This window comes from Nonlabens dokdonensis (genome assembly GCF_002162835.1).
GTDB classification, from domain to species: domain Bacteria; phylum Bacteroidota; class Bacteroidia; order Flavobacteriales; family Flavobacteriaceae; genus Nonlabens; species Nonlabens dokdonensis_B.
In genome coordinates, this window is record NZ_MAAX01000185.1 from 1 (window position 1) to 25,894 (window position 25,894).

At 35.1% G+C, this 25,894-nt stretch carries 30 protein-coding genes; 7 read left to right on the forward strand and 23 right to left on the reverse strand.

Going from position 1 to position 25,894, the window contains the following annotated elements; all coding sequences use genetic code 11:
- Window positions 1–72: 72 nt before the first annotated feature.
- The 9 genes from A9Q93_RS12195 to A9Q93_RS12235 form a co-directional block, all read right to left on the reverse strand.
- Window positions 73–663, reverse strand: coding sequence for a DUF1361 domain-containing protein (locus tag A9Q93_RS12195; protein WP_369674710.1), 591 nt, complete (start codon window positions 661–663; stop codon window positions 73–75).
- Window positions 664–835: 172 nt separating this feature from the next.
- Window positions 836–1,228, reverse strand: a complete 393-nt coding sequence (locus A9Q93_RS12200) for a DUF2809 domain-containing protein (protein WP_303687680.1) — start codon at window positions 1,226–1,228, stop codon at window positions 836–838.
- Window positions 1,197–1,874: a DUF1361 domain-containing protein gene (locus A9Q93_RS12205; protein WP_303687681.1), complete on the reverse strand. Its 678-nt coding sequence runs from the start codon at window positions 1,872–1,874 to the stop codon at window positions 1,197–1,199. Before A9Q93_RS12205 ends, A9Q93_RS12200 begins: the two co-directional genes overlap by 32 nt.
- Before the next feature lie 50 nt (window positions 1,875–1,924).
- Entirely contained in the window at window positions 1,925–2,218 is a 294-nt protein-coding gene (locus A9Q93_RS12210; protein WP_303687682.1) for a hypothetical protein, read from the reverse strand.
- Window positions 2,181–3,608 carry a DUF4173 domain-containing protein gene (locus tag A9Q93_RS12215; protein ID WP_303687683.1) on the reverse strand — a complete coding sequence of 476 codons (1,428 nt, stop codon included), beginning with the start codon at window positions 3,606–3,608 and terminating at the stop codon, window positions 2,181–2,183. The genes A9Q93_RS12210 and A9Q93_RS12215 overlap by 38 nt, the downstream gene beginning before the upstream one ends.
- A gap of 4 nt (window positions 3,609–3,612) precedes the next feature.
- Entirely contained in the window at window positions 3,613–4,125 is a 513-nt protein-coding gene (locus tag A9Q93_RS12220) for a hypothetical protein (protein WP_303687684.1), read from the reverse strand.
- Window positions 4,126–4,216: 91 nt separating this feature from the next.
- A complete protein-coding gene (locus tag A9Q93_RS12225) occupies window positions 4,217–4,507 on the reverse strand; it encodes a transcriptional regulator (RefSeq protein ID WP_303687685.1) in 291 nt (96 codons plus the stop codon).
- A 40-nt stretch (window positions 4,508–4,547) separates the two neighbouring features.
- Window positions 4,548–5,183 (reverse strand): hypothetical protein, encoded by a 636-nt coding sequence (locus A9Q93_RS12230; protein ID WP_303687686.1) that lies wholly within the window; start codon window positions 5,181–5,183, stop codon window positions 4,548–4,550.
- A gap of 204 nt (window positions 5,184–5,387) precedes the next feature.
- A complete protein-coding gene (locus A9Q93_RS12235) occupies window positions 5,388–8,633 on the reverse strand; it encodes a S41 family peptidase (RefSeq protein WP_303687687.1) in 3,246 nt (1,081 codons plus the stop codon).
- Between the two features lie 91 nt (window positions 8,634–8,724).
- On the opposite strand from A9Q93_RS12235, the gene A9Q93_RS12240 reads away from it, so the two are divergent.
- Window positions 8,725–9,090, forward strand: coding sequence for a DUF1801 domain-containing protein (locus tag A9Q93_RS12240; protein ID WP_303687688.1), 366 nt, complete (start codon window positions 8,725–8,727; stop codon window positions 9,088–9,090).
- Window positions 9,087–9,842, forward strand: coding sequence for a glycoside hydrolase family 25 protein (locus A9Q93_RS12245; protein ID WP_303687689.1), 756 nt, complete (start codon window positions 9,087–9,089; stop codon window positions 9,840–9,842). The genes A9Q93_RS12240 and A9Q93_RS12245 overlap by 4 nt, the downstream gene beginning before the upstream one ends.
- Window positions 9,843–9,846: 4 nt before the next feature.
- Here A9Q93_RS12245 and A9Q93_RS12250 read toward each other — a convergent pair whose 3' ends face one another.
- The 10 genes from A9Q93_RS12250 to A9Q93_RS12295 form a co-directional block, all read right to left on the reverse strand.
- Window positions 9,847–11,022, reverse strand: coding sequence for a cytochrome-c peroxidase (locus A9Q93_RS12250; protein ID WP_303687690.1), 1,176 nt, complete (start codon window positions 11,020–11,022; stop codon window positions 9,847–9,849).
- Between the two features lie 107 nt (window positions 11,023–11,129).
- Entirely contained in the window at window positions 11,130–11,621 is a 492-nt protein-coding gene (locus A9Q93_RS12255; protein WP_303687691.1) for a DUF2807 domain-containing protein, read from the reverse strand.
- Window positions 11,622–11,971: 350 nt separating this feature from the next.
- Window positions 11,972–12,790 (reverse strand): 3-deoxy-8-phosphooctulonate synthase, encoded by an 819-nt coding sequence (gene kdsA, locus A9Q93_RS12260; protein WP_303687692.1) that lies wholly within the window; start codon window positions 12,788–12,790, stop codon window positions 11,972–11,974.
- A gap of 11 nt (window positions 12,791–12,801) precedes the next feature.
- A complete protein-coding gene (locus tag A9Q93_RS12265; protein ID WP_303687693.1) occupies window positions 12,802–13,203 on the reverse strand; it encodes a rhodanese-like domain-containing protein in 402 nt (133 codons plus the stop codon).
- The gene (locus A9Q93_RS12270) at window positions 13,200–13,520 is read right to left on the reverse strand and encodes a rhodanese-like domain-containing protein (protein WP_303687694.1); all 321 of its coding nucleotides are present in this window, start codon (window positions 13,518–13,520) and stop codon (window positions 13,200–13,202) included. Before A9Q93_RS12270 ends, A9Q93_RS12265 begins: the two co-directional genes overlap by 4 nt.
- A gap of 8 nt (window positions 13,521–13,528) precedes the next feature.
- Entirely contained in the window at window positions 13,529–14,944 is a 1,416-nt protein-coding gene (locus tag A9Q93_RS12275) for a rhodanese-like domain-containing protein (RefSeq protein WP_303687695.1), read from the reverse strand.
- Window positions 14,945–15,041: 97 nt separating this feature from the next.
- Complete coding sequence (locus tag A9Q93_RS12280; protein WP_303687696.1) at window positions 15,042–15,740, reverse strand: thioredoxin family protein; 699 nt, start codon at window positions 15,738–15,740, stop codon at window positions 15,042–15,044.
- Entirely contained in the window at window positions 15,737–16,216 is a 480-nt protein-coding gene (locus A9Q93_RS12285; protein ID WP_303687697.1) for a TlpA disulfide reductase family protein, read from the reverse strand. The genes A9Q93_RS12280 and A9Q93_RS12285 overlap by 4 nt, the downstream gene beginning before the upstream one ends.
- Window positions 16,217–16,396: 180 nt before the next feature.
- Window positions 16,397–16,891: a YkgJ family cysteine cluster protein gene (locus A9Q93_RS12290; RefSeq protein ID WP_303687698.1), complete on the reverse strand. Its 495-nt coding sequence runs from the start codon at window positions 16,889–16,891 to the stop codon at window positions 16,397–16,399.
- Entirely contained in the window at window positions 16,891–17,454 is a 564-nt protein-coding gene (locus A9Q93_RS12295; RefSeq protein WP_303687699.1) for an excinuclease ABC subunit B, read from the reverse strand. The genes A9Q93_RS12290 and A9Q93_RS12295 overlap by 1 nt, the downstream gene beginning before the upstream one ends.
- Window positions 17,455–17,487: 33 nt before the next feature.
- Between A9Q93_RS12295 and A9Q93_RS12300 the strand changes: the two genes are divergently transcribed.
- A complete protein-coding gene (locus tag A9Q93_RS12300) occupies window positions 17,488–18,270 on the forward strand; it encodes a membrane metalloprotease (protein ID WP_303687700.1) in 783 nt (260 codons plus the stop codon).
- A gap of 67 nt (window positions 18,271–18,337) precedes the next feature.
- On the opposite strand, the gene A9Q93_RS12305 is transcribed toward A9Q93_RS12300, so the two are convergent.
- Together A9Q93_RS12305 and ffh are read right to left on the reverse strand one after the other, a co-directional pair.
- Window positions 18,338–19,225 (reverse strand): bifunctional 5,10-methylenetetrahydrofolate dehydrogenase/5,10-methenyltetrahydrofolate cyclohydrolase, encoded by an 888-nt coding sequence (locus tag A9Q93_RS12305; RefSeq protein WP_303687701.1) that lies wholly within the window; start codon window positions 19,223–19,225, stop codon window positions 18,338–18,340.
- Window positions 19,226–19,408: 183 nt separating this feature from the next.
- Window positions 19,409–20,737, reverse strand: coding sequence for a signal recognition particle protein (gene ffh, locus A9Q93_RS12310; RefSeq protein ID WP_303687702.1), 1,329 nt, complete (start codon window positions 20,735–20,737; stop codon window positions 19,409–19,411).
- Window positions 20,738–21,061: 324 nt separating this feature from the next.
- Between ffh and A9Q93_RS12315 the strand changes: the two genes are divergently transcribed.
- The 3 genes from A9Q93_RS12315 to A9Q93_RS12325 are packed head-to-tail and all read left to right on the forward strand — an operon-like array spanning window position 21,062 to window position 23,596.
- Window positions 21,062–21,841, forward strand: coding sequence for a universal stress protein (locus tag A9Q93_RS12315; protein WP_303687703.1), 780 nt, complete (start codon window positions 21,062–21,064; stop codon window positions 21,839–21,841).
- Window positions 21,842–21,851: 10 nt separating this feature from the next.
- Entirely contained in the window at window positions 21,852–22,697 is an 846-nt protein-coding gene (locus tag A9Q93_RS12320; RefSeq protein ID WP_303687704.1) for a universal stress protein, read from the forward strand.
- A gap of 47 nt (window positions 22,698–22,744) precedes the next feature.
- Window positions 22,745–23,596, forward strand: a complete 852-nt coding sequence (locus A9Q93_RS12325; protein ID WP_303687705.1) for a universal stress protein — start codon at window positions 22,745–22,747, stop codon at window positions 23,594–23,596.
- A 58-nt stretch (window positions 23,597–23,654) separates the two neighbouring features.
- Here A9Q93_RS12325 and A9Q93_RS12330 read toward each other — a convergent pair whose 3' ends face one another.
- Window positions 23,655–24,536, reverse strand: a complete 882-nt coding sequence (locus A9Q93_RS12330; protein ID WP_303687706.1) for a Brp/Blh family beta-carotene 15,15'-dioxygenase — start codon at window positions 24,534–24,536, stop codon at window positions 23,655–23,657.
- A gap of 84 nt (window positions 24,537–24,620) precedes the next feature.
- On the opposite strand from A9Q93_RS12330, the gene A9Q93_RS12335 reads away from it, so the two are divergent.
- Window positions 24,621–25,382, forward strand: coding sequence for a bacteriorhodopsin-like (locus A9Q93_RS12335; RefSeq protein ID WP_303687707.1), 762 nt, complete (start codon window positions 24,621–24,623; stop codon window positions 25,380–25,382).
- Window positions 25,383–25,454: 72 nt separating this feature from the next.
- Here A9Q93_RS12335 and A9Q93_RS12340 read toward each other — a convergent pair whose 3' ends face one another.
- A complete protein-coding gene (locus A9Q93_RS12340) occupies window positions 25,455–25,871 on the reverse strand; it encodes a hypothetical protein (protein WP_303687708.1) in 417 nt (138 codons plus the stop codon).
- Between the last annotated feature and the right edge of the window lie 23 nt (window positions 25,872–25,894).

Genomic DNA, 25,894 nt, shown 5'->3' on the forward strand with positions numbered 1-25,894 from the left:
CTGGTATCTTGTAGAACTAGCTGATGGACGCAGCTTTAAAGGGCATTTTGCACTGAAAAGGTAAACCTGGAGTTAAGGCTTCTTTGATAAGGTGCTATGAGTTGCCATCATTGTAAACGCACGATAAGTGAGCATAAGAAAAATACTCATACTTCCTATAAAAATCCAACTTTCTTTATTCTCTATAGGGTTTTGATGCAATGGAGCGATATCCATAACAATATCCTTGGGACGATTAATGACATCCCAAGAATTCCATCGCAATTCCCGACCTATATAAACTCCATAAGCACATAGAAAAAGTATGGTGTTTTGAAAAATAAATATAAAAACCTTCTTTTTGAGCCATCCTTTATCGTGTAAAATAATACTCATATCTCTTAAACTTAAATAGCCCAAATAAAGTCCACAAAGGGCATAGCTCAGTAAAAATAAAGCCTCAAAAATTATATAATTTGAAGGAGCAGCTGTCAGGTGAATTAAATCACTGAGGATATATGGCGCATTAGGTAGAAATGCCAGCCAGACTATAATTATAACTACAAGTGTGACCTTATGTACGCTTTCGCGCAAGCGTAAACTCATAACTAAAACGTAAGGAATAAAGGCTAAAAATAAATTCCATAGTATGAAAAATTTGTACTCACTATAACCCAATTTCAAGCGAATAGCTAGAAAAACCAGACAAAGTAAAGTAAGCGCAAAAATGCTTTTGAATTCGTTACTTCGGTTGGAGATGAATTCTTTCATACGTATTGGTCTCAAAATAAACCTGTAAAGATATACAATAGGAGCAGAAAATTTAGAGGAGTTTGCTAGATCATAATTTATAGTTTTATTCTATTTTAAAATTCCAACGCTCCACCATCAACACAAATAAAATTCCCAAAGTATACATCAATACATCCCACCAAGAAAAACTTGTGCCTATAATTATTCTTGCTATTTTGTTATCTTCTAATCCTAATAGAGAGACTACTTGTGCATATTGAGCTATTTCAATGGCGTAACTAAAAAGCAAGGTTGCAATAGCAACGCTCATAACCTTGAAATTACTTACCGACATTACTGCTGAATAAATTAAAATAACCACAAAAAAATCTCCTAGATAAGGTCTTATAAAATCGTCGTGAGCATATCGTTCTATTAACACTTCAATCACAAACAATATTAAAGCTGCGATTATATAAACTTTTTTAGGCTTGCGATGTAATTTTTGTAGGTTCATTATAATTTTTAAATAGATTAAAAGTAACGATAAGGAAAAAGCTCATACTGCTTATCATGAGCCAGGCTTCTTGATTTGAAAAAGGGTGTAAAAAAAGATCTACCATATCCTTAAATAATTTTTCTGGATGTTGAATAATATCCCATGTATTCCACCTTAAAACTCTTCCTAGGTAGATGCCATAACTGCAGAGAATTAAGACGATATTTTGAAATAGAGCCTTGTGTTTTATGCTGGACAACCACCCTTTTTCACTTAATAGTTGCGTCATATCTCTGAGACTTAAAAATCCTAAAAATAATCCGGTAGCACTGAAGCTTAAAATAAGAAGTGATTCATAAACGATCCAGCTAGCACTAGCATGTCTAATGTGAATCAAATCTGTAACGAGATAAGGAGCATTGGGTAGGAAGGCTAGCCAAACTATAAAAGTAAGTATGAGGTTGGTTTTGGATACGCTTTCGCGAAAGCGTAAACGAACTACCATCACATAGGGAATAAATGCTAGGAAAAGATTCCAAATTAAAAACAACATGAAAAAATCATGTGTGATTTTCATTCGTAGCCCAAGCAAGCAAATACACAAAAGTGTCATGAGAGAGACTTGTTTTAACTCGTGGAATCGATGTAAAAATAAAGTTTTCATAAGGTGATTTTAATAATATTATTTGGAGATATGAATCGACCAATTACAGCTTATATAAATAGTAACAAGAGGGAAAGAGAAACGCTCAGTACTATAACATATAAGGTAAATAGGGCTTCTTTAAGTAATACAAACCCTAAAACATAGTTGAGTAAGACCACTAACAATGTTATGGAGTTGACAATGAAACCTATAATAAATGAGCCTACGCCTATGTATTTAAATATTTCTTCTCCTGTTGTTATTAGTGACAAGTATGCTGCTGCCACTGCAATAAAAAACACACTTGCAAGCTGTACAGCTACTCTATTTGGCGGCTGCAGTCGCTTTAGAAATGTTTTCATTTGATGCTTTTAATTGATGTGCGATCCAGTTAAATTCTTGCCAGTTGCGATTTATAAAGTCGTACTCGTTATAATCGTCATAATGGTAAATACTGCTTTTAGTTTGTGATTTATAATCATCGTAAAGGTTATATTTCTTTAATACCAATGCATTTTGAGGTAACAGGCTTTCTAAGTAGGTTCTAGATACTTTTTCTTCCACGATATTATGTTCTGTAATTATAGCAGACCAGTTGATCAATCCATAAAAAGCAAGAGTAGTGTAACTTATAACTAGGTTGCGTCGTATCAAATAAACAAAGTTGAGTCGGTGATTTACTTTGAGATAGGTAGTGATTAAGCCTGCAATTGTCAAGAACAAGTAAACAATCACGCCTATACGTTTATGTGTAAGTCCGTGTTCATCAATATAGAGGTAGTTTTTAGTAAAAATACTCGCTACTAGTAATGCGTTTAAAATGATCCAGATGTAAGTAAGCGCTCTTAACTTTTGATTGTTTTTAAGGAAGTTGACATCGCCTCGATATATGAAGGCAATTATTCCTATAGCAATAACGATACTCGCAATAGAGGCATAAACTCCTTGATGCACCGCTTGAGACAGCACACTGGCTTGAGTGGTATTTAAGTTGGTTAGGAAAAGTACTTCTGTTATTAATACAAATACGAGCAACAAGTTCAAACAAAGAATAGAAATGAAGCCTATTTGAGATTCATTGCGCACCGATTGAAGTTGCAAATCATTCAGCGATTTTGGTTGTAGTTCATTAGATGTTTCTTGGTCTTTTTTAGTGAGCTCTTGAATAGCTTGTGGTTTTTCAATATTTGCCATGATTAAAGAACCTATTGCAGCAGTAAACAACCAAAAAATATCAATAAATGAAAAATCTATAGCTTCTAGGACTTCATTAAATATAGGGTTTGAAGAACTGTAAAGAAGTGTGAAAATTACAATTAATACAACTGGAATAATCACTAATTTAATTACTTGAGCTATGTCAATTTTTTCTACATTGTCTGGCTTTTGTTCTTTTTCTAACTGGTAAAATAAAGAATGAAACATACCGAATAAACTGGTGTAAATACCATTGAGCCAGCTCACGTAAATACTGCTTTGAGAGCTAGCTATGTAGCCTAGAAATAGAAAGGTGCTTAAAAAGTACATAAAAATACTCCAGTCAGATCCATGAGCACAAATGGCAGCAGCACTTGCTAGCATTGCAATACCACTCAGGATAATAGTTTTTTTAAAAAGTAATTTTTTGTGATTTATTAAAAGAGTAACAATCAAGAACAGACTGTATAGTAAAGCGTTTATTCCTAGATTTTGAGCATAAAATAGGGTGGAAAAGACGATTCCTCCGGCGATAATAATTATGGTTTTTTTCATGGTTTTAGTTATTTGAAGTAATAAGAGTTGATTTAAATATGGAAATAGGAGAGTAGAGGTATTGTTTAAAGTCTAAGTGATAAATAGGTGCAGAATTATGTCCACTAGAGAAAGCCTCTATAAAAAGTATGTATTGATCTACATATAACATCACACCTACGAGCATAGCAAGCAGCACAAAAGGACTGCGTTTGCCATTACCCCATAACCAGTATTGCATGGCTATTTCTTGAGCAGTATCAATTTTATAATCTGTTAAAACATGAAATACATCGTGATCCTCGCATCGAGGTTGCGGTTCAAATTTGTGCTGGATTAAAAAACACCCAAGATGGTATCCTAGACTTTCTGATGGGTAAGACAATAGTTGCTGCGTATTTACTTGCCAAGAAGGTCCAGTTTTGAATTTGACGTATATATTACTGGCCAATTCAAAGGAGTGGTATACAAAAACCTCTCTTATCGTTTTTAAAGTACTTTGTATTTCAAAGTACATAGATAAAAAAAATGTTTTCATAATTTTGGTTTTAAGGTACGAGGTTGGTTTTTTAAATTCATAATTTTCAAGTTCAAGTTCAAGTTCAAGTTCAAGTTCAAGTTCCGTTACATTATCCACCGATAAGTTTTTCTAATGCTTCAATATGTTTTTTAAAATCTAGTTTACCTACATCGGTAGCGATGTACTTTGTATTAGGTTTACGTCCTATAAAACTTTTTTCTACTCGTATGTAACTCTCTTTCTCTAAAGCTTTGGCATGACTGGCAAGGTTGCCATCAGTAACATCCAGCAGCTCTTTGAGTTCTTTAAAGTCGGCATGATCGTTTACCACGAGCACAGACATAATGCCTAATCGTATGCGGTGATCAAATGCTTTATTTAACTTATTGATGAGACTCATTAATTTTTTTATCAGGTGATTTTATTGAGGAACTTTCTAATTACCTATCATATTTATAATACATTACAGCTCCATATATGATATGGCACAATCCAAAACCTGCTGCCCAAAAGTACAATCCATAACCTATAAATTGGGTATTGATAAGTCCTAGAATCGCACAACTCAAGCCTAAGTACTTTACAGTTCCTAAAGTGAACTGTGCTGCATTCATACATGCCAAACCGTAAAACACTAACATAGCAGGAGCGACAAGACCTAGCAAGTTGTACTGAAGTAAAACTAGAGTAAAAATGGCGCCTATGCTCAAAGGAGCCATAAAATTTCCTATCAACCTTATGGATTGCTTAGTCCATACTTTTTGTTTGTGTTTTCTTGCTTTGGAACGTGTAAAGATAAATGCCGTAACAATAGAAAAGAGTAAAACTCCAGCAGCAACGACTATTATCTGTAAAGACGGATTTTGCGCCCACGGAGTTTCAAATAAGGTGTTTACAGTATCTCTATAGCCCTTTTCATAAGCATTTTGAATAATAAAATGACCTATTACACTTCCTATTAAGGCATAAACACCAGCCATAATACCACTCATTCCAGATAAAGAGATAAACCGTGTAGATTTATTCATAAGAGATTTGATCTCCTTTATGTCTTCAAGATATTTATCGTTAGTCATATTTAAAGTACTTTGAATTACAAAGTAAAACTAAAATTATGGATTCCACAATGTTTTCTCTATAATTTTTATAGTGAAGAGGTGTTGATCATGTTCTTGCTTTCGCGAAAGCGGAACCACAAAAAAACCTATCAAGAAAGAGTTGAAATCTTAATTCTTGATAGGTTGTATAATTGGTAGGCTAACTAATTGCCTTAATTCTTATTACTTTTTATCCCAGCCGTCTGCTTTTTTCCATCTTACAGGAGCCTTAGGTTCTGGTTTCATTTTAAATTCTTGAGATGGTAATAAGCGCAACGCTTCTTGAACCGCAGTTTCTAATTGTGGATCGCTACCAGCGACGATACTTTTAGGGTCCTGAATCACTTCTATATCTGGAGCGACACCTTCACCTTCTACTGCCCAGTTTCCATCAAGATCAAAGAATCCACCTCTAGGAGCCACCATTCTACCACCATCTACAAATGGAGGCGTGTCCCATGTTCCTACAAGTCCACCCCAAGTTCTAGTTCCTACTATAGGACCTATATCTTGTTGCTTAAACATGTAGGGTAGTAAATCTCCACCAGATCCTGCACGCTCGTTGATGATCATTACTTTAGGCCCAAAAATCCCTGCCATAGGAGTAGTCCATGGCCGGTTATCATTTGCCTTACTATTAAAATAGCCCATAGGTTCTCTGTTCATGATGTCGATCATATAATCTGCTGCAAAACCACCGCCATTATTACGCTCGTCAATGATCACACCTTTCTTGTCCTGCTGTGAGAAATAGTATTTATTAAAGGATTCAAAACCTGCTCCACTGGTATTAGGCACATATACATAAGCTAGTTTACCATTTGAGAGTTCATCCACACGGCGCCTATTATCTTCTACCCATTGAACATTTCTAAGACTAGATTCACTACGCACTGGTTGTACTACTACGGTGCGAGCATCTTTTTCATTACCGGTACTGCTCACCGTAAGTCTGATTGTACGATTTGCTGTTTGCTCTAGGAGCTGGTAGGGATTTATGTTTTCGCTTAAAGCGGCACCATTAATACTGTGAATGTAATCGCCTTCTTTTACATTTATTCCTGGGATAGCTAGAGGTCCAGTTATATTAGGATTCCAGGTTTCTCCTGTATAAATCTTATCAATTTGATACATTCCTTTGTTAATAGATAAATCGGCACCTAATAATCCTACAGGAACTCGATTAGTATCTGGAAAATCACCACCAGAAACGTAGGAGTGACCTATTGCAATTTCTCCGCTCATGATGTCGACTACATAATTGAGGTCTACACGATGGCGTACGTGTTTTATCCACGGTGCATACCATTCATAAACTTGATCCCAAGGAGCACCATGAGTATTATCTACATATAAAAAGTCTCTCATGTAGCGCCATCCTTCTTTGAAGATTTGAGCATATTCCTCTTGCGGATTCACCTTAACTTTCATAGAAGTATTGAGAGTTTCCTTTTCTGCAGCTGGTTTTTTAGCATCGTTGAGACTCCAGCTTCCTGATTTAAATAACAGTAAATGATTACCATTATAAGAAGGAGCCATGGAGTTCACTCCACTTGCAAATTCTTTAGCTTCTTGTTCTTTGACATCGTATTTATGAACCTTCAAGCCGTTTTCATTAGGTATAGCTTCAGCAATAAAAACAGTTCCAGTAGGTCCTTTAGCAAGTGCGGGATAATTTCTAGAAGGCAACTGCATCGGGATGATTCTTTCAAAAATTCCTTCTTCATCAATGGTAACGACTACATCTTTAGTTTCTTTTTTATCATCTTTCTTTTCTTCCTTTTTATCAGCGTCTTCTTTTTTAATAGCCTCTTCATCAGTTTCTGGTAAATGAGGCGCTTTTCCATCACTTGCGAGGACAACCGCATAGAGCGATCTATTCACAGTTTTGTCTATAGAACTCATATCTAGCCAGCCAGAGGTAAGGCCATAATCAGTACTAGAAAGTGTGTAAATGTAATCACCAGACTCATCCCATATAGGACTGATAGAATCTGCAATAGGATCTGTGATTTGTATGGTCTTTTTAGTTTCTACGTTATAAACAAATATGGCTTTAAAATGACTTTTCAACTGTTTACTGTAAGCGATCCATTTACTGTCTGGTGACCATACAGGATTTAAAGTTCTATTAGGATGTGCAAAATTATCAGTAGCAATGATTTGAGCTTTTCCTGTAGCGATATCTAACACATACGCATTAAAATCGGTATCAGTAAAACTTAAGTATTTCCCGTCTGGTGACCAGTCTGGAGCGAAGAAAAATGTAGGGTTATCTATAGCGATGCTCTTTTTATTTTCTCCATATTGATCTGTAATGATTACTTGATATTCACCGCTCTCATCAGAAAACCATGCTATTTGATCGCCTTTAGGAGACCAGATAGGACTGCGCTCTGCAGCAGCAGTGGAGTTAGAAATGTTGCGCCAGGTTCCATTCTCTTTAGGAACAGTAAAAATTTCTCCTCTGTGTTCAAATAAAACACGTTTACCATTAGGCGACACATTAGGATTAGTCAGGCTCCAGGCACTTACATCGTTCCAGCGTTCTCTTGCAAAATTATAGTCGGCTTGAACGTTTATGATGATTTTATTTGTGGTACCAGTAGAAGGATTTAACAAGTGTAAATATCCACCTTGTTCATAAACAATATTATTGTGATCTGTGTCAAGATTTTTAACATCAAAGGTTTTATGAAACGTTATTTGTTTTTCGGTTTTAGTTTTAGGATCGTAAGACCATATGTTACTGGTGTAATCACGCTCAGAAATATAATAAATCACGTCTTTGTGCCATACCGGTATTAGATGACGCTCCTTATCCAGTTGCGGAGTCGTTTGCAACTCCATTGTTTTTAAATTTACAATCCAGATAGGTAAGGCTTGCCCGCCGCGGTAATTACGCCACTCTGCATCCCAAGACGTAATAGGAGTATAGGCTATGTGCTTGCCATCTTGAGATATATTTCCAAAGGCTGCTCTACCTATTTCTATTTGATTAGGAAAATGTTCTTTTACACCTATGGTGTATAAATGATTAGATTGAGTAGGTTTTGATGCTCGATTAGATCTAAAAATAATCTTGTTATTTGGAGTCCATCCTTGGACAAAGTCTCCACTAGGATGATAAGTCATTCGTACTGGTTCACCACCGCTAGCAGGAATCACATAGACGTCAAAGTTTCCATCATATTCTGCCGTAAAAGCGATCGTTTTTCCATCAGGAGAGAATTGAGGAGACATTTCACCACCTATATCGCTGGTAAGTCTTACGGCGTTCCCGCCATTAGTACTGGCTTGCCACAAATCATTTGCGTAAGAGAAAACCACTTTGTCTTTATGAATAGTAGGCTGTCTCAAAAGTTGTGTTCCTTGACTGCTGGCTATCATTCCAGATAGGAAAACAGTTATAATAAGTAAGTGTTTCATAGTTAGTAGTATTGAGGTTACAAGATAAGACGTTTCATATTTATTTTTGATACGCTTTCGCGAAAGCGGAAAAAATACATAGCTTTACTTCATGAATCCAGCTCTAGAATATATAGATAAGGCGCCAGAGCCGTATCGTTCTATCATGCTTCATTTACAAGTAATTATAGAAGCGCACTTTCCAGAGCTACAGCTGAAGTATAAATGGTCATTGCCCTTTTATTATATAGGTGATAAAACGATGTTTTGCTTTTTAAATTACCGCAAGACTTTTGTAGACTTAGGAATGACGGATGCTATTGAGTTGAGTAATAAACATCAGGCTCTTGTCGCAGGTGAAGGTAGAAAAATGCTCCGGTCGTTACGTTTTAAAACTGTTGATGATATAGATGACGAGATTTTAATAGAAACACTTGAGGAATTAATGCTCTTACGTAAATCTAAGATAAGGAAATGAATAGGCAAAGGTGGATTTTCTTAAGCCTAGTCCTATCGGTATTGGTAATGATTTGCGCTGTAATTTTGGTAGAACGTTACTCGTTTAAGAAGTCAAAACAACAACCTTCTAATTCATACCTTCATAGCCGTATTACTAGATTTGAGATTCAGGGAATTGATATTTCTCAACATCAAGGTGCAATAGAATGGAAGGATTTGTCTCATCCTAATCCTGCTAAGAGTATTGATTTTATCTTCATGCGTGCATCTGTAGGAATGGAGAAGGATACCAAATTTCAAGAAAACTGGAAAAAAGCTAGAAAGCAGAACTTTACATTAGGCGCTTATCATTATTACTGGAGTAATGTGAATAGTGCAAAGCAAGCAGCTGTTTTTATAAAACAAGTAGATCTTAAAAAAGGCGATTTACCGCCAGTCCTTGACATAGAAGACATTTCAGATGTGCAAAATAAAAAGTCGCTAAGAAAAGGTCTTAAAAACTGGATACGAATTATAGAAGCACATTATAATGTAAAACCCATCATTTATAGTGGAGAAGCTTTTTATAGAGATGTTTTGATGCCAGATGCCTATTTTAAAAATTATCCTCAAGTCTGGATTGCTAATTATAATAAAGTTTCAACTCCAGAAATACCGTGGAGTTTCTGGCAGTTTACAGATCGTATGCCTATAAATGGTGTGAAGACACTTGTAGACGGTAATGTTTATAAAGGCACAAAGGACAGCTTTAAACAGCTGCTTATTCCATGAGCTTTTAATCTATAAAAGGGTTGCTCCACTTAACATTAGTATACATATCACTACCGGTGAGAGTTCTTAGAAAATCTACTAAGGCTATTTTATCATCGTTAGAAAGGTTTAAGTTCTGTCCTTGCGGTCCATTAGGACCTCCGTTGCGCAGCAGTATAGGATCGATATTTTGCTGGTTAGTAGGATCTATACTATTGTAGTGCTCGATGACTTCTAATAGAGTAGAAAAACTACCATCGTGCATTAATGGGCCGTTCAAATCTCCATCTGGGTTTACAAGATCTCTTAAGCTAGGTGATCTAGTGTTAGAATGGTCAAAGACACTAGGGTTTGATATACTGCCTATAACACCATTATTGAGGCTGTTATCTCTTATCGCAAATTCTGGCGGTGCATGGCATGCCACACATCCAGCACCACCATTTTGTGGAGCCGTCATAAAGAGTTGTTTTCCTCTATTTTCTGAATTACTATAATTAGGAAAAGGTTGTCCAGGATTTGCCGCCATTGCAAGTCCTTGATCATATTTTGAATCAAAAGACTGTATGCTCAATACAAAATGAGATAGACACTCCTGCAATCGCTCCTCGCTAATAACACCATCATTATAGACATGATTAAAAAGAACTGGGTAATAGTCTACTGCTGCAAGTTTAGTAAGTAAATCATCTATGGTAGGGTTACCATCAGTACCACTGAAACCCATTTCAATGTGATCTTCTATAGGTTGCGTTACTTGATGTTCTAGGCTAGAAGATCTTTCATCCCAGAAAAAACTAGTCCCAGCTTGATATCCGGTATTTACTAATCTCATACTATGTCTGCCAGTAAATCCATTGACTCCTAAACTAGCAATAGCTGTGTCACTAAAGGCATTTTCTTGGTTATGACAACCAGCACATGCAATTGTATTATCTACAGAAAGATTATTGTCATAAAATAAAATACGTCCGAGAAGAGCTTTTTGATCATCTATGGCATTCCCAGTGTTAGCAAATCTTATGTAAGCCGGTACATTAGAATTACGATAGTTTACTGGCTGGTTTAAATTTACATTAGTACCAAAGGTATTTTCTATAATAATTTGATCAGTTGGTAAATACTCATCTGTAGGGTCAGTATTATCACAAGCAATGATAGATATTAAGCCTGCTATGCTAAGATATAGTCTAAATTTCATAGGATCCTTTTTGTTAAGACTTTCTTAAAAGCTAAAAGTTTAATTGATATAAAAAAAAGGTTTCAAATATTTTAATTTGAAACCTTTGATTACATCATTGAGAACCATTAATTCATAGCTACCATAACGCCATCTATTGATTCTTTAGTGTTTTTTGCATTTTTACATACTACTTCACTACCACTGGATCTAACAATTTTAAGATCTTTAACAATCATATCTCCAGTATTAACAGTTGCACCACTAGTGGCCATTATGACCATAGAATCTTGATAAGAGAAATTATTAAATACAATCTTGCTACTTCCATCGACTGAAAGAGCTTCTACATCATTAGTGTATATCCTGATTCTTAAATCTTTTAACTTGTTTATAGATGTATCAGTAATTCTTAAGGCATTATTTTCAGATGTAACCACAAGACCTTTAAGATCCTGTTCCTTTTTGCTGAAGACCACCTGATTTTTGGTGGAATGAACAATTTCTATTTGTGCATTGGCATCAATTTTAATTTTTGAAAAGTCATCTACTTCTTTAATGAATTGGGCGTTGCAGATCCCTGTAAATAGAACGGCGAGTAATAAGATTAATTTTTTCATAGGTAAAGTTTTAATTATTAGTTATTTATAAAATGACTGCTAATTAAATACTTTGTTACAGCTCAAAATTAAAATTGAACAGTTGCTGAATGAGTACAAGCTGAATAGTTGGGTTTAAAAACCTTAATACCAATTAGTTATGTTTAAGAGTAATTACTCATAATAAATGAAAGTTTAACTTTTATTAACCTATATAGTAGAAGGTTTAAACAAATCAATTCGTTTGTTTAGTGTTATAGTTCTATAAAATCCTATATTAAAGGTGTCTAAATAAAAAAGCGTTGTAAATTAGAATAATTTACAACGCTATATATGATTACCAACTATGGTTATTTCCTAATGGTAAGTAATTAAAAAGACTGTACTGTTTTTCTAATAGCTACTAATCTAGTAAGCAAACCTTCTAAATGCCTTAGATCTAACATGTTTGCGCCATCACTCTTTGCATTTGCAGGGTCAAAATGTGTTTCTATAAATAAACCGTCTACTTGATTTACGATTCCTGCTCGTGCTATAGTTTCGATCATTTCTGGTCTACCACCAGTAACACCGCTAGATTGATTAGGTTGTTGTAAACTATGTGTAACATCAAGAACGGTAGGCGCAAATTGTCTCATAGTAGGTATACCTCTAAAGTCTACAATCATATCTTGATATCCGAACATCGTACCACGATCAGTAATCCATGCTTTGTCACTGCCAGAATCTTTAACCTTTTGTACTGCATGTTGCATTGCCTCTGGAGACATGAACTGTCCTTTTTTGAGATTCACAACTTTACCAGTTTTTGCAGCGGCAACAACAAGATCTGTCTGTCTCACTAAGAAAGCTGGTATTTGAAGAACATCCACATACTCTGCGGCCATTGCAGCGTCACTCACTTCGTGAATATCTGTTACCGTCGGCACATCAAAAGTTTCAGATACTTTGCGTAATATCTCAAGCGCATCAACATCTCCTATACCAGTAAAACTGTCTATACGACTGCGATTTGCTTTCTTAAAACTTCCTTTAAATACGTAAGGAATTTTAAGGTCTGAAGTTATTCTCACCACTTGTTCAGCAATTCTCATTGCCATGTCTTCACCTTCTATGGCGCAAGGGCCAGCAAGTAAAAAGAAATTATCTGAATCTGTATTTTTTAATTTTGCTATTTGATCAAGCTGCATAAACTGCTATTTTAATTTTTTACAATCACTTCTCTACCACTTTCTTCCCATTTTGCAATACCGCCGTCAAGATTATAAATAAGTTTAAAACCTTTTTCTTGTAGCACTTTTGCACAACGCTCACTTTGTCCACCCTTGTTGCAATAAACTAAAAGTGGCTCATTCTTATCCATAACATCTAGAACAGTGTTGAGATCATCATTTTCTACTTCTATGTTAATTGCTTTATTAATATGCTTATCACTATACTGTAGTTCACTGCGTACATCGATAACCTTAACATTATTTAACTCCATCAGTGCATCTGCCTCTTCTACAGAGACTACATTAATAACACCAGCATTCTCTGTGAAACAGCTGTTAAGAACACTTAACATTAAAAATATAAAAATGAATTTTAAAACGTTTTTCACTCTTCTAGGTTTGAAGTAGCGCCATCCCAGTTACTAAAACCTCCTGCCAGATTATAAGTGTTTTTTAAACCTAAAGATTCCATTACCTGACAGGCTTGAGAACTACGACTTCCTGCACGACAGTAAACGTAGTAATTCTTTTCTGCATCCATATTGTTCATAGCATTCATAAACTCTTGAGGCTTGAAAATATCATAATGAACAGCGCCTGGTATTATTCCCTCGCTTACTTCTTCATCTGTTCGTACATCTATTATCACAGAGTTAGAATCTGCGGCAGTTTTTTCTTTCCACTCTTGGTTAGTAAGGTCTATCATAATATATTTTATAAGGAACAGTTACTTGTAGCAACTATTCTTTGGTTTTTTAAATTAGCTTTTTTAATGGCAGCATAACCACCTTCAACATTCACAACATTTTTTATACCATTTGCTTGAGCAATGCTGGCATAAATAACTGATCGATAGCCACCGCCACAATAAATATGGTATGTATCATCAGCATCTAGTTGTTTTACCTCTTCATGTACTGCATCAAGTGTATACAAAGGCACGCTGCACAAATGTCCAGCTTCATATTCTCCAGGTTTACGAGCATCAATTGGGTTCTCAATAGATTCATCTTCTAGCCCGTTTATAAATTCTTGTGCTGTTACATTTTTTATAGTAGAGATTTTAGAGCCACTATTTGCCCAAGTTTCAAATCCACCAGATAAGTAACCTTGTGCGTTATCATATCCTACACGAGCCAGTCTGGTAACAGCCTCTTGTTCTCTGCCTACTGGTGCGATAAGGATAATTTTTTGATCAATATCTTGAATCAAACTTCCTACCCAAGGAGCAAACTGTCCATCTAGCCCTATGAATAAGGAGCCGGGAACAGCACCTGCTGTAAATTCTTGAGGAGACCTTACATCTAGCACTAAGTACTCAGGATCATGGGTGAGTGCTTTAAAGGCTTCTAATTTTAAGGGTGTAATTCCACGAGAGATGACCTCATCAATACTAGAATTCACACCTTTATTCATCCATACATTTTTAGGAAAATAGGCTGGTGGTGGAGCAATTCCAGTAGTTACTTCTTTAATAAAATCCTCTTTGCTCAAATCTGGATTTAGAGCATAATTCGTTTTTTTCTGATTGCCTAGAGAATCACTTGTCTCTTTACTCATATTTTTTCCACAAGCACTTCCAGCACCATGCGCAGGATATACCGTTATATGATCTGGTAATGGCATGATATGATTTCTTAAAGAATCAAATAAATGACCAGCGAGATCTTCTGTACTTAAATCTGATTTTACTGCAAGATCAGGCCGTCCTACATCGCCTATGAATAGAGTGTCACCTGTAAAAATGGCTTGTTCTGTGCCATCTTCATCTTTTAGAAGATAACATGAGGATTCCATAGTATGACCAGGAGTATGCAATAATTGTAACGAGATATCTCCTATAGAAAATGTTTGTAAGTGTTCCGCTTTCGCGAAAGCGTAACTAGTAACAGCATTAGGTCCTATTACAATGGTAGCTCCAGTCTTGTCTGCAAGGTCCACATGTCCAGAAACAAAGTCTGCATGAAAATGAGTAAGAAATATATATTTAATCGCAACCCCATCTGCAGCAGCACGATCAATATATGGTTGCACTTCTCTTAAGGGATCGATAATGGCTGCTTCACCATTTGAAGCAATATAATAGGTTCCTTGAGCAAGACATTTAGTATAATATTGTTCTAGGATCATTTTTAAAATTTTATACAAAAATACAATTTTAAAATGGCAGTAAATACAAAAAGCTCATGCATAGATCACGAGCTGTTATAGAAAATAATTATGGTTTTTACTTGATTCTACAGCCTATAGCTGGTGACGTAGTGGTTGCAATAGCTTTACCACTTATTAAAGATTGTAATGCATTTTCTAAAAACTTATTCTTTACCGCGCTGGCGTCTTGATAATTATCGTCTATAGCACCTATGTATTTTACTATGTTTTGATCTCCTTCTTTTTGTAATAAGTAAACATGTGGAGTTTTTGTAGCTCCATATTGAGGATAGATTTTCTGACCTCTATCGATCAAGTAGGGAAAGGTAAAACCTTTTTCTTTGGCCCTTACTTTCATTGCTTCAAAGCTGTCAGTAGGATACTCCTTTGGGTTATTAGGATTAATTGCGATTACAGGATAACCTAAATTTTTATATTTTTTATCGATAGCGATAATGCGATCTTCATAAGCTACACTGTAGGGACAATGATTGCAAGTAAAAATAATTACAAATCCCTTTGCATCTTCAAAATTTTTCAAGGAGACTATAGAACCATCAATATTCTTTAGGGAAAAATCTGTTGCCGAATCTCCTATTTGATAACCTTTTAAAGCATTCATCTCACGTGCTTCCTGACGATCTACTTGTTCCTGATTAGGTATGGGTTTTTCAGCAAATAAGTTTTCTCTCTTAGTACTTTCTAACATGCCGGATAGAATCACGATGGTAAGCGCTCCTACCAGAATAGTTACTAATATTTTTAAAGTCTTCATAAAAATGTATTTATAGCATCTTCCAACTGTTCTTGGGTAAGCGCTTTATTGTAAAACTGTTTTTTATCTTTAGAAACTATCATGGTAACCGGTATGGCTCCATCCCAATGTTCATCTACGATAGGTATCCACTCTGCCGCATAAGGATCATCTAATAATAAAACAGTTGATTTTATTTTATTTTCATTCAAAAATGGTTGGACGGCGCTGTCTATATTTTTAGCTTCATCTAGAGATATCAAGATTACTTCTACTTCATCACGATACGCATAGCCTAAATCTTCAAAGTAAGGCAATTCTTCTACACAAGGAGCACACCATGTCGCCCAAAAGTTGATTACCTTAATCTTCTTCTGACTAGGTGCTATAACTTTTTTTAATCCTTCTTGGTCAATCTTTTCTACAGTAGAAATAGCTCGTTCATCACAAGAAGTGAATAAAGTTATAATTGTAAGAAAGTAAAATATCTTTTTCATTACTCAAATATAATAGACCTGCTGCTAACAGTGATGTAGTTTAACAAATGTTAGCTACAATTTCAAGTAATGTAACATTATTTATGTAGGAAAAATATCAATTTATGATTTTAACTAGAACTTTTTAAGAACTTTTAGCATTTCAAACAATGTCCTAACCACTTAAATAACGACGATAAACTATACTGAAATACGTTCTTTCATGCGCTCCACAATTTTAAAAGCGGCAGGACAAATAGAGGTATTATTAACAGTTAACGTTCCTATTTGATATATTTTTTTTCTATCTGTATGTGGATACTCTCTGCACGCCTTGGGTCGTACCTCGTAGATAGAACAATAATTATCAGCACCTAAAAAATGACATGGAGTTTGTTGCAGTACGTAATCTTGATCTTCATCAATTCTTAAAAATTGATCTATAAAACTACCGGGTTTCATTTTAAAATGCTTGGCAATTCTATTGATATCATTGTTAGTAAAAAGTGGTCCAGTCGTTTTACAACAATTAGCGCATTTTAAACAATCTACTTCTTCAAAAACCTCATTATGAATCTCTTGAACTTCTTTATCTAGATTTTTGGGCTTTTTTTTACGTAGCTTTTTAAAAAAAGCAGAGTTTTCTTTTTTTTTCTGCTGGGCGAGATGCGGTAATTGCTCTATAAATTCTTCCATTAATTACAGCTAGGCATATGCATAGAGCTTTCAAACCCTTTATCTTTAAGCATTGTAGTTACGTTACAAATCAACTCCCTAGACCAGTAAATACTTGAACTTTCTTTAGCCTTATTTATTTGGTCCACACGACTAAATAATTTCTGGCCAGTAATGGAGTTTTTAAAAGCAGTTAACTCTGCCTGCTGACTATCAGTCATTGCAGATCGATCTTTCTTATACTGCACACCGGTAGGAGAACTGTAAAAATCAATAAGATTGCGTATGTCTTGTTTATCTTCAAAAATGCCACGGTATTCTGATGCTAGAATACCTTTAAATTTAGAAACAGATGCCTTTTTTCCATCGTATATCTTTTGCCAGGTTTCCGCTGGAATTTCTTGAGTTTGATAAGCATCTTGTAACATGGAGACCATTCCATCGTAAGCACTCTCATATTCAGAATTTATACCACTTACTTTAAAGTATTCCATCATCAACGATTGATAGGATTCTTGCTGCTGTGCTGTAGCAAATTGACAGATAAATAAGAAGCTTAGTATAAGTTTAATAGAATTTTTCATCTCAAGATATTATTATTGGCAAAAATAAATCTAATGTATAATTTAGGAAAAGTATTCGGGCTTTTAATTTTATTAACCGTTTTAGGCAGCTGTTCTGACGATGAAGGGTCATTATCATCGGGAAATGGCAATAGCCAAAATTTAAACAATAGAAGTACAGGTGCTAGTGCAAATGAATTACTAAGTGAAACGACTTACACTAACCTTATTATAGAAGCAGTATATGTAGACGGTTTTAGACCAGAAGCTAGCTCTCTTAATAATTTAGTTTCTTTTCTGGATTCTAGATTAAATAAATCTGGAGGAATAAGTATTATTGAAAGAGATATTCCTGCCCAGCCGTATGACACCTATACGATTGAAGAAGTTAGACAAGTAGAAGATGAGTTCAGGACACAATTTAGTTCTGGTAATACCATCGCTGTTTTTGTGCTTTTTGCTGAAAATGCTAGTGCCTCAGATAGTGGTAATAATGTTGTGCTAGGTACAGCATACCGCAACACATCACTAGTTATGTATCAAAGTACTATAGAAAACTTTAGTGGTGGATTAAACCAGCCTAACCGTGTTACTGTAGAAACGGCCGTGTATGCACATGAATTTTGTCATATCATGGGGCTAGTAAATCTAGGGACACCTTTAACGTCTCAACATGAAGATCCTGATAATGATAAACATTGTAATGTTGCAAACTGTTTAATGCAAGCGCAATTAGAAAGTGGGAATATATTTGACATGATGAGCGCATTAGGCTCTGGTGTACCTAACTTAGATGCTCAATGCATTGCAGACTTGCAAGCAAATGGCGGTAAATAATTTTCTTAAGTTACATTAATGGATAAAATGATTCCGCTTTCGCAAAAGCGGAACCTTTATCTTACTCTTATCTATTTGCAGCTCTATGACGTTCTCTAGCCAGTAGCGTGTTCTTAAGAAGCATGGCGATAGTCATCGGGCCTACACCACCTGGAACAGGTGTGATGAAACTCGCTTTCTTAGATACGTTTTCAAAATCTACATCGCCTGTGATGTAATAACCACGTTCTCTAGACTCGTCTGGAACTCTTGTTATACCTACGTCTATGATTACGGCGTCGTCTTTAACCATCTCTGCTTTAAGAAATCCTGGAACACCTAATGCAGTTATGATAATATCTGCTTGCGAGGTAATTTGTGTAATGTTTTTTGTGTGGCTGTGAGTAAGTGTCACGGTAGAATTTCCTGGAAATCCTTTACGTCCCATTAAAATACTCATAGGCCTTCCTACGATATGTGACCTGCCTATAACCACTGTGTGTTTTCCTTGAGTATCTACACCATATCGATCCATTAATTCTAGAATACCAAATGGTGTCGCCGGTATAAACGTACTCATGTCTAACGCCATTCTACCAAAGTTAGTAGGGTGGAAGCCATCTACATCCTTATCTGGATCTACAGCCATAAGCACTTTTTGAGTATCTATTTGTTTAGGAAGAGGCAACTGTACGATAAAACCATCTATCTCGGGATTTTCATTCAGTTTTTTTATTTCTCTTAACAGCTCAGTCTCACTAGTAGTATTAGGCATGCGCACCATGGTACTTTCAAATCCTACTCGCTCACAGGCTCTTACTTTTGAGCCTACATAAGTAAGACTTGCACCATCATTACCGACGATGACCGCAGCTAGATGAGGTACTTTCTCACCATTATTTTTCATTTCTTGAACGATTTCTGTGATCTCGTTCTTGATATCATTACTGGTTTTTTTTCCGTCTAGAATAGTCATAATTGCTCTTGATAATGAATAGAAATGTAAAAATCTAACTTATACCACATATATGAAAGTTTATATGATTACAATTATTACCTACTTGTTAACGATAGCGATTGCGTAGCCTGTGTTACTTAAAATACAAAAGCCTCCTTAATTAATAATTAAAGAGGCTTTTTTAAAATACTTATGAAATGTCTATCGCATTTTCCCTAATGCATTCATCATGGCTTTTCCTTTACCACCTTGCATCATTTTCATCATTTTACTCATTTGATCAAATTGCTTGAGTAGCTGATTAACTTCAGTAACCGAGGTACCGCTACCTTTTGCAATTCGTTTTTTACGCGAGCCGTTGATAACTTGAGGTTTTGTTCGTTCTTCAACGGTCATGGAGTGTATTATAGCTTCTATTCCTTTAAAGGCATCATCATCTATATCCACATCTTTAAGCATTTTTCCTGCACCAGGAATCATACCCATAAGATCTTTCATGTTACCCATTTTTTTGATCTGCTGGATTTGAGAAAGAAAATCGTCAAAACCAAATTGATTTTTGGCGATCTTTTTGCTCAATTTGCGAGCCTCTTCTTCATCAAATTGTTCTTGTGCGCGTTCTACAAGAGACACTACATCTCCCATACCTAGAATACGATCTGCCATACGTTCTGGATAGAAAACATCTAGTGCCTCCATTTTTTCACCAGTACCTATAAATTTAATAGGCTTGTTCACGACAGTTTTAATAGATAGTGCAGCACCACCACGAGTATCACCATCTAATTTTGTAAGTACAACTCCATCAAAGTCTAGACGGTCATTAAAAGCCTTTGCAGTATTAACCGCATCCTGACCAGTCATCGCATCTACCACAAATAGTGTTTCTTGTGGTTGTATCGCAGCGTGTACATCTGCAATTTCAGTCATCATTTGCTCATCTACAGCAAGACGACCAGCGGTATCTATGATAACGGCATTAAAACCATTTGCCTTAGCATAGGCAATCGCGGCTTCAGATATTTTAACGGGATTCTTTTCTTCTCTATTAGAAAATACTTCTACACCTACACTTTCTCCTACAACGTGAAGTTGATCTATGGCAGCTGGTCGATAAATATCACAAGCTACAAGAAGTGGTTTTTTACTCTTCTTACTCTTTAAAAAGTTAGCCAGTTTACCAGAAAAAGTTGTTTTACCAGAACCTTGAAGTCCAGACATTAAAATAACAGTAGGATTCCCGCTTAAATTAAGTCCTATCGCATCACCACCCATGAGCTCAGTAAGCTCATCTTTAACAATTTTTGTAAGTAGTTGACCTGGTTTTAATGTGGTAAGAACGCCTTGACCTAGCGCTTTTTCTTTTGCTCGAGAAGTAAATTCTTTTGCAATTTTATAGTTAACGTCAGCATCAACAAGGGCGCGACGTATTTCTTTAAGAGTATCTGCAACGTTAACTTCGGTAATGCTTCCATGTCCTTTGAGGACGTGCATAGCTTTATCGAGCTTATCAGTTAAATTATCAAACATATTTTTTACTCATTTTTTGAAGATCGCAAAGATACTATTATACCTGTTTACCTTCAAGGTTTTGAATTGGTTTCTAGTATTCAGCAAATCAGCTCTTAGGTTAAACAGTTTCACCACGGTAACGATATAGGAGCATCGATGAGGTTATAGGTAGTTACAGCATTCTTATCCGTCAGTAAGTAAATAAAAATACAGTTTAGTTATAGATCTATAGGTTTCATATCTACTTGTTTAATTATCACATTATCAGTTTATAGGACACTGATAAATATCATCGTTTTTGATTTTTAGGAGCTTTAACTTTGGTCTAGTTTAATGAACCTAATGAAGATAATTATACCAACAGATTTTTCAGAAAATGCATTCAGTGCATTAACTAGTGCTATACGACTGTTCAACCATCAAGAGACACATTTCTTAATTGTTCATATGATAAATGAAGAAACTGACGCTGGTATGGAGATCATACAAGACCAGTTAGATTTGATGCTTGAACGAGTAGAACATCTTTTTAATAATAAGTTTCATCAATTTAAAACTGGTGTAGATCAAGGCAGCTTCATTATGACCTTGCACAAAAGGGTGAAAAAATACGATGCAGATCTTATAGTGATGGGTACAAAAGGTAGAAGTAATAAAGACCACATCAGCTTCGGGAGTAATACACTAAAAGCGATTCAAGAAATAGAACGTCCTTTATTAGTAGTACCTCAAAATGTTGAATTTCAACCACTCAAAAATGTACTTTTTCCTACGCAAAATCTATCAGGCATCTTCGGTGATAAATTAGACTTAATCAACAACTTGGTCTATCATAACAGTGCGACTATGCATGTACTGCATTTCATTAATGAAACAGTATTAACAGATAAAGAAAACTTTGTAGATAAATTGTTGGGATACCGCTTTCGCGAAAGCGAGATCGTGTACAAAAAAATGAAACCTATTTCTATCGCTTTTGAGGTAAATAAGTATGTGCAAAAAGAAAATATAGACTTGGTAGCCGTAGTTAAAACGAAACATTCCTTTCTCAATTCATTTATACATTCTTCTCATGTAGACACATTAGAATTACAAATAGATAAGACTTTTTTAATATTATAAAATGACCACTATGAAAACTATATTACTTCCTACCGATTTTTCTGAGACTTCTATAAATGCTATTACTTATGCACTGCAGCTATTTAAAAATGATGAGTGCACATTTTTAATTCTCAATACATACCAGCCGGTTGCTGTTTTTACAGCATCAACTTACGGTATTAATGCAGAGGTAGATATGGACTTAGGGCAGTTGTTTCAAAAGAAATCAGAGTCTAAAATTAATGCCCTCATAGAAGATATGCAGCATCGTTTCCCTAATAGGCTTCATACTTTTCAAGGTAGGTCCACTTTTAATTTACTGAGTTTAGAGATAGAAGAATTAGTCTCAGTAATTGCTGTGGATGCAATCGTGATGGGAACTAATGGAGCATCAGGATTAAAGGAAGTTTTTATAGGGTCTCAAACCATGCAAGTTATTAAGAATTCAAAAGTTCCAGTATTAGGAGTGCCTGCAGGAAGTACGTTTAAAAACTTAGAGAAAATTTTATTTACCACAGACTATAAAATTAATAAGTTTCAAAAGGGGCTATCTTTATTAAAACAGCTTGTTCAAACTTTTTCTTCCAGGCTTACATTTTTAAACGTGTATCAAGGAACAGCATTTACAGCCCAGCAAAAAGGGAATAAAGAATCGCTAGATCGATTCTTTGAATATGATCATCATTTGACTCACATTTTAGAAAGTATGGAAGTTATAGACGCCATTAAAAGTTATCAATCTAGCCACAAGGTAGATATGGTTGTACTAGTGCGTAATAATCATAACTTTTTTGAAAATTTAATTTTTAAACCTGTAGTTCAAAAGATCGTTCATCATTCTCAAGTTCCTTTTCTAATCTTACCACCAGAGTAAAATTAATCTTACAACCCTATTACTATCAATAATTTAAAAGCTTTAAGATGAAGAATAAAATATTAATTCCCACTGACTTTTCATTGAACGCATGGAACGCCATCCAGTATGCATTAAAACTGTATCTTAATAAAGAGTGTGAGTTTTATATATTACACACGTACACCAGTTCAGTACCGAGTAAAAAAGAACTTATAAATGCAAAGTCAGATGAGCTGTCTTTTGAAAATGCAAAGACACAATCAACACGAGGTTTAGAAGAGGTTATTATAAAAATTGATTCTTTATTTAAAAATGACAAGCATACTTTTCAAACGATTTCCTTACAAGATGATCTTTTGAGCGCGATGAAAACAATGGTAGAAAAGCGTGACATTCAATTAATAATAATGGGAACCAAGGGTGCAAGTAATTACAGAGCTACTGTTCTAGGAAGCAATACCATCAATGTTATGGAGAACTTGCGTGTATGTCCAGTGATAGGAGTACCTTATGATGCTGAAGAAGTAGCTATCAATCAGATTATCTTTTCTACTAGTTTCAAAACCCATTATAAGAGTAAAGAGCTTACGCATCTTGTAGACCTAGCACGCACACAATCAGCAAATATTTCCGTTTTACATATTACAGGATCTCAGGAGTTTTCAAAGCTACAATTAGAAAATAAACAGCTTCTTGAAGAATGTTTAGAAGATGCTTCTTATTCTTTTCATGAAATAGAAAGTAAGAATGTAGCAAGCGGCATAAGAACATTTGTAAATATTAATGGTGGTGATATGATTGCCTTCATAAATAGAAAGCACAGTTTCTTTTCCACACTATTCAATAAACCATTAGTTCAAGACCTTGGGATGTTAAGCGAGTTGCCACTTTTTGTAATGCACGATAACCGTGCTTAGATAAAATAGAACTTGCTTTGCAGCTTTCTCGCAGGAGTCACTTTAATTTTTAAACCAGCTACTTATTATGTAACTGGTGCATGACCACTACATGCGGGAAAGTAATGCCACCTAAAAACGCAATGATGATGCTCAGAAATAGACTCGTGTGGTCCTTTAGGAAATAATATAAAACACCTAGAAAAATAAGAGCAGTAACCCAGTATAATAGCGAGTCTTTTATATATGTTTTTACCGTGTGAGTAGTAACAATACCTTCTAAGTAAAGAATTTGATTATAGATAGAAGGTATGCTATGCCATAATATAAAGTATATAGCAAAACCCCAAATAAGATTAGAAGTATAGAAAATGGTAAATAGGAGTAACAAATAGAACAGTTCTTTTAAAACCTCTTTAAGATCAAAACGATCCTTGAATTTAAAAAAAGATACTACCATCAAAGTTACCGATGCTATTAATGGATACATTAGTACCTCTTGATTTAAATCGCTATCCAGCAAGTCGTTAATGATCAGTAAGCTTTCTCGTGCATGAAGGTATAATAAGGTAAGTATAATCATCAAGCCATATGCACATACAAATATGTGGTACAACCAGTTAGTTGCAATCTCATATTTCTCAAAATGCTCTTGTCCAAAATGATAACCACTTATGAGTATAAATAAAAATAAAAGACCCTCGGGAAATATAAAAAACAAACCAGTTCCCACTAAAACAAGCAAAGAATAAAGTGTTAGAAATAAAATCGTGTTCTTACGATTCCATTTCTTTTTATTAAAATAAATCTTTAAATCATTTGCTCCGTGTCCTACTCCTATAGTAAGTATTAAAAAATAGCCTAGCCCAAATTCCATATTTTCAGGTATTTGAAAGGAAATCCATAAGAAGAAAAAGCTCAGTACCATAATCATATTGTAGAGCTGAAATTTCCTAGACATATATTTTGTTTAATATTAACACTTCAAAGTTAAACAATTATGTTTAATCTTTCATATATTTACTTAAACATAAAAACTTAAAATATGAACTTTTTACTTTCAACTCTTGAAGTGGCAAAAATGGCCACAGATGATTATGTAGGTTTTACATTCTTCATCGGGAGCATGGCCATGATGGCAGCAAGTGCTTTCTTCTTTTTGTCATTGAGTCAATTTGACAACAAATGGCGAACTTCTGTGTTAGTTTCAGGACTAATTACTTTCATTGCAGCGGTGCATTATTTCTACATGAGAGATTATTATGCAGCAACTGATAGCTCTCCTACATTCTTTAGATATGTAGACTGGACGTTAACAGTACCGTTAATGTGTGTAGAGTTTTACTTAATACTTAAAGTAGCTGGTGCAAAACTAGGACTTATGTGGAAGTTGATCTTCTGGTCTGTAGTAATGCTAGTAACAGGTTACTTTGGAGAAGTAATCGCGTTAGGAAACCCAACTATGCAATGGGTTTGGGGTCTTGTTTCAGGAATTGCTTACTTCATAATCGTATACATGATTTGGTTTGGTGAGGCAAAGAAACTAGCAACAGCAGCTGGTGGAGCAGTACTTAAAGCACACAATATATTATGCTGGTTTGTACTAGTAGGTTGGGCTATTTATCCATTAGGTTATATCTTAGGAACTGAAGGTGGTTTATTCGGCTTACAGTTAGTAGATGATCCTAAAGCTGCTCAAGAAGCAATGGATGTAGTTTACAACATAGGTGATGCGATCAATAAAATAGGTTTTGGTCTTGTGATCTATAGCCTTGCTGTAACATCTTCAAAAAAAGTTGAAGCATAAAAGCGATTTCCCCTTTAAATAGTAAAAGCTGACTCGTAATGAGTCAGCTTTTTTTTGCATCAAAAAATTTTATTATTGTTTGGTCATGTTTCCCGTTGCGGTATAACCCCAGTCAGTATAACCACTACCTTCTTTATTAGAAACGTGCCTGGTAAAAAAGACAGATAACACACTATCTGATTTTCTTGATAAAGAGTAAAACTGAGTCTCTGTCCACACACCACCAGAATCCATCCAGAAGGCGTTAAGCTGCCCTTTGTATCCTTTGCTCATCATTACTTGTTTGCTATAGTCCTTAACTAAATCTCCATCTTCATCTCTTGTAGTCATATAGACGTTATTCTCTTCTATATAAATACGTACAAATAAAGATTCTCCATTTTCTCTTTCGAGTGTTCCTTCCCATAAGCCATCAAAACTTAGTGATTGAGAAGTCGCATAATTTAATCCTGTTAACAATAAGGCTAGAGTAAAAATCCATGTTTTCATAATATAATTATTTAGGTTCTTTA

Bases quoted from the DNA above. Each gene is read 5' to 3' on its own strand.
- A9Q93_RS12270 (WP_303687694.1), bottom strand. From the start codon at position 13,520: ATGATAGACCTTACTAACCAAGAGTGGAAAGAAAAAACTGCCGCAGAT.
- A9Q93_RS12290 (WP_303687698.1), bottom strand. From the start codon at position 16,891: ATGGAAGAATTTATAGAGCAATTACCGCATCTCGCCCAGCAGAAAAAA.
- A9Q93_RS12300 (WP_303687700.1), top strand. From the start codon at position 17,488: ATGTATAATTTAGGAAAAGTATTCGGGCTTTTAATTTTATTAACCGTT.
- A9Q93_RS12325 (WP_303687705.1), top strand. From the start codon at position 22,745: ATGAAGAATAAAATATTAATTCCCACTGACTTTTCATTGAACGCATGG.
- A9Q93_RS12285 (WP_303687697.1), bottom strand. From the start codon at position 16,216: ATGAAAAAGATATTTTACTTTCTTACAATTATAACTTTATTCACTTCT.
- A9Q93_RS12255 (WP_303687691.1), bottom strand. From the start codon at position 11,621: ATGAAAAAATTAATCTTATTACTCGCCGTTCTATTTACAGGGATCTGC.
- A9Q93_RS12315 (WP_303687703.1), top strand. From the start codon at position 21,062: ATGAAGATAATTATACCAACAGATTTTTCAGAAAATGCATTCAGTGCA.
- A9Q93_RS12205 (WP_303687681.1), bottom strand. From the start codon at position 1,874: ATGAAAACTTTATTTTTACATCGATTCCACGAGTTAAAACAAGTCTCT.
- A9Q93_RS12245 (WP_303687689.1), top strand. From the start codon at position 9,087: ATGAATAGGCAAAGGTGGATTTTCTTAAGCCTAGTCCTATCGGTATTG.
- A9Q93_RS12220 (WP_303687684.1), bottom strand. From the start codon at position 4,125: ATGAAAACATTTTTTTTATCTATGTACTTTGAAATACAAAGTACTTTA.
- A9Q93_RS12275 (WP_303687695.1), bottom strand. From the start codon at position 14,944: ATGATCCTAGAACAATATTATACTAAATGTCTTGCTCAAGGAACCTAT.
- A9Q93_RS12240 (WP_303687688.1), top strand. From the start codon at position 8,725: ATGAATCCAGCTCTAGAATATATAGATAAGGCGCCAGAGCCGTATCGT.
- A9Q93_RS12320 (WP_303687704.1), top strand. From the start codon at position 21,852: ATGAAAACTATATTACTTCCTACCGATTTTTCTGAGACTTCTATAAAT.
- A9Q93_RS12230 (WP_303687686.1), bottom strand. From the start codon at position 5,183: ATGACTAACGATAAATATCTTGAAGACATAAAGGAGATCAAATCTCTT.
- A9Q93_RS12250 (WP_303687690.1), bottom strand. From the start codon at position 11,022: ATGAAATTTAGACTATATCTTAGCATAGCAGGCTTAATATCTATCATT.
- A9Q93_RS12225 (WP_303687685.1), bottom strand. From the start codon at position 4,507: ATGAGTCTCATCAATAAGTTAAATAAAGCATTTGATCACCGCATACGA.
- A9Q93_RS12200 (WP_303687680.1), bottom strand. From the start codon at position 1,228: ATGAACCTACAAAAATTACATCGCAAGCCTAAAAAAGTTTATATAATC.
- A9Q93_RS12215 (WP_303687683.1), bottom strand. From the start codon at position 3,608: ATGAAAAAAACCATAATTATTATCGCCGGAGGAATCGTCTTTTCCACC.
- A9Q93_RS12340 (WP_303687708.1), bottom strand. From the start codon at position 25,871: ATGAAAACATGGATTTTTACTCTAGCCTTATTGTTAACAGGATTAAAT.
- A9Q93_RS12235 (WP_303687687.1), bottom strand. From the start codon at position 8,633: ATGAAACACTTACTTATTATAACTGTTTTCCTATCTGGAATGATAGCC.
- A9Q93_RS12280 (WP_303687696.1), bottom strand. From the start codon at position 15,740: ATGAAGACTTTAAAAATATTAGTAACTATTCTGGTAGGAGCGCTTACC.
- ffh (WP_303687702.1), bottom strand. From the start codon at position 20,737: ATGTTTGATAATTTAACTGATAAGCTCGATAAAGCTATGCACGTCCTC.
- A9Q93_RS12210 (WP_303687682.1), bottom strand. From the start codon at position 2,218: ATGAAAACATTTCTAAAGCGACTGCAGCCGCCAAATAGAGTAGCTGTA.
- A9Q93_RS12295 (WP_303687699.1), bottom strand. From the start codon at position 17,454: ATGAAAAATTCTATTAAACTTATACTAAGCTTCTTATTTATCTGTCAA.
- A9Q93_RS12305 (WP_303687701.1), bottom strand. From the start codon at position 19,225: ATGACTATTCTAGACGGAAAAAAAACCAGTAATGATATCAAGAACGAG.
- kdsA (WP_303687692.1), bottom strand. From the start codon at position 12,790: ATGCAGCTTGATCAAATAGCAAAATTAAAAAATACAGATTCAGATAAT.
- A9Q93_RS12330 (WP_303687706.1), bottom strand. From the start codon at position 24,536: ATGTCTAGGAAATTTCAGCTCTACAATATGATTATGGTACTGAGCTTT.
- A9Q93_RS12335 (WP_303687707.1), top strand. From the start codon at position 24,621: ATGAACTTTTTACTTTCAACTCTTGAAGTGGCAAAAATGGCCACAGAT.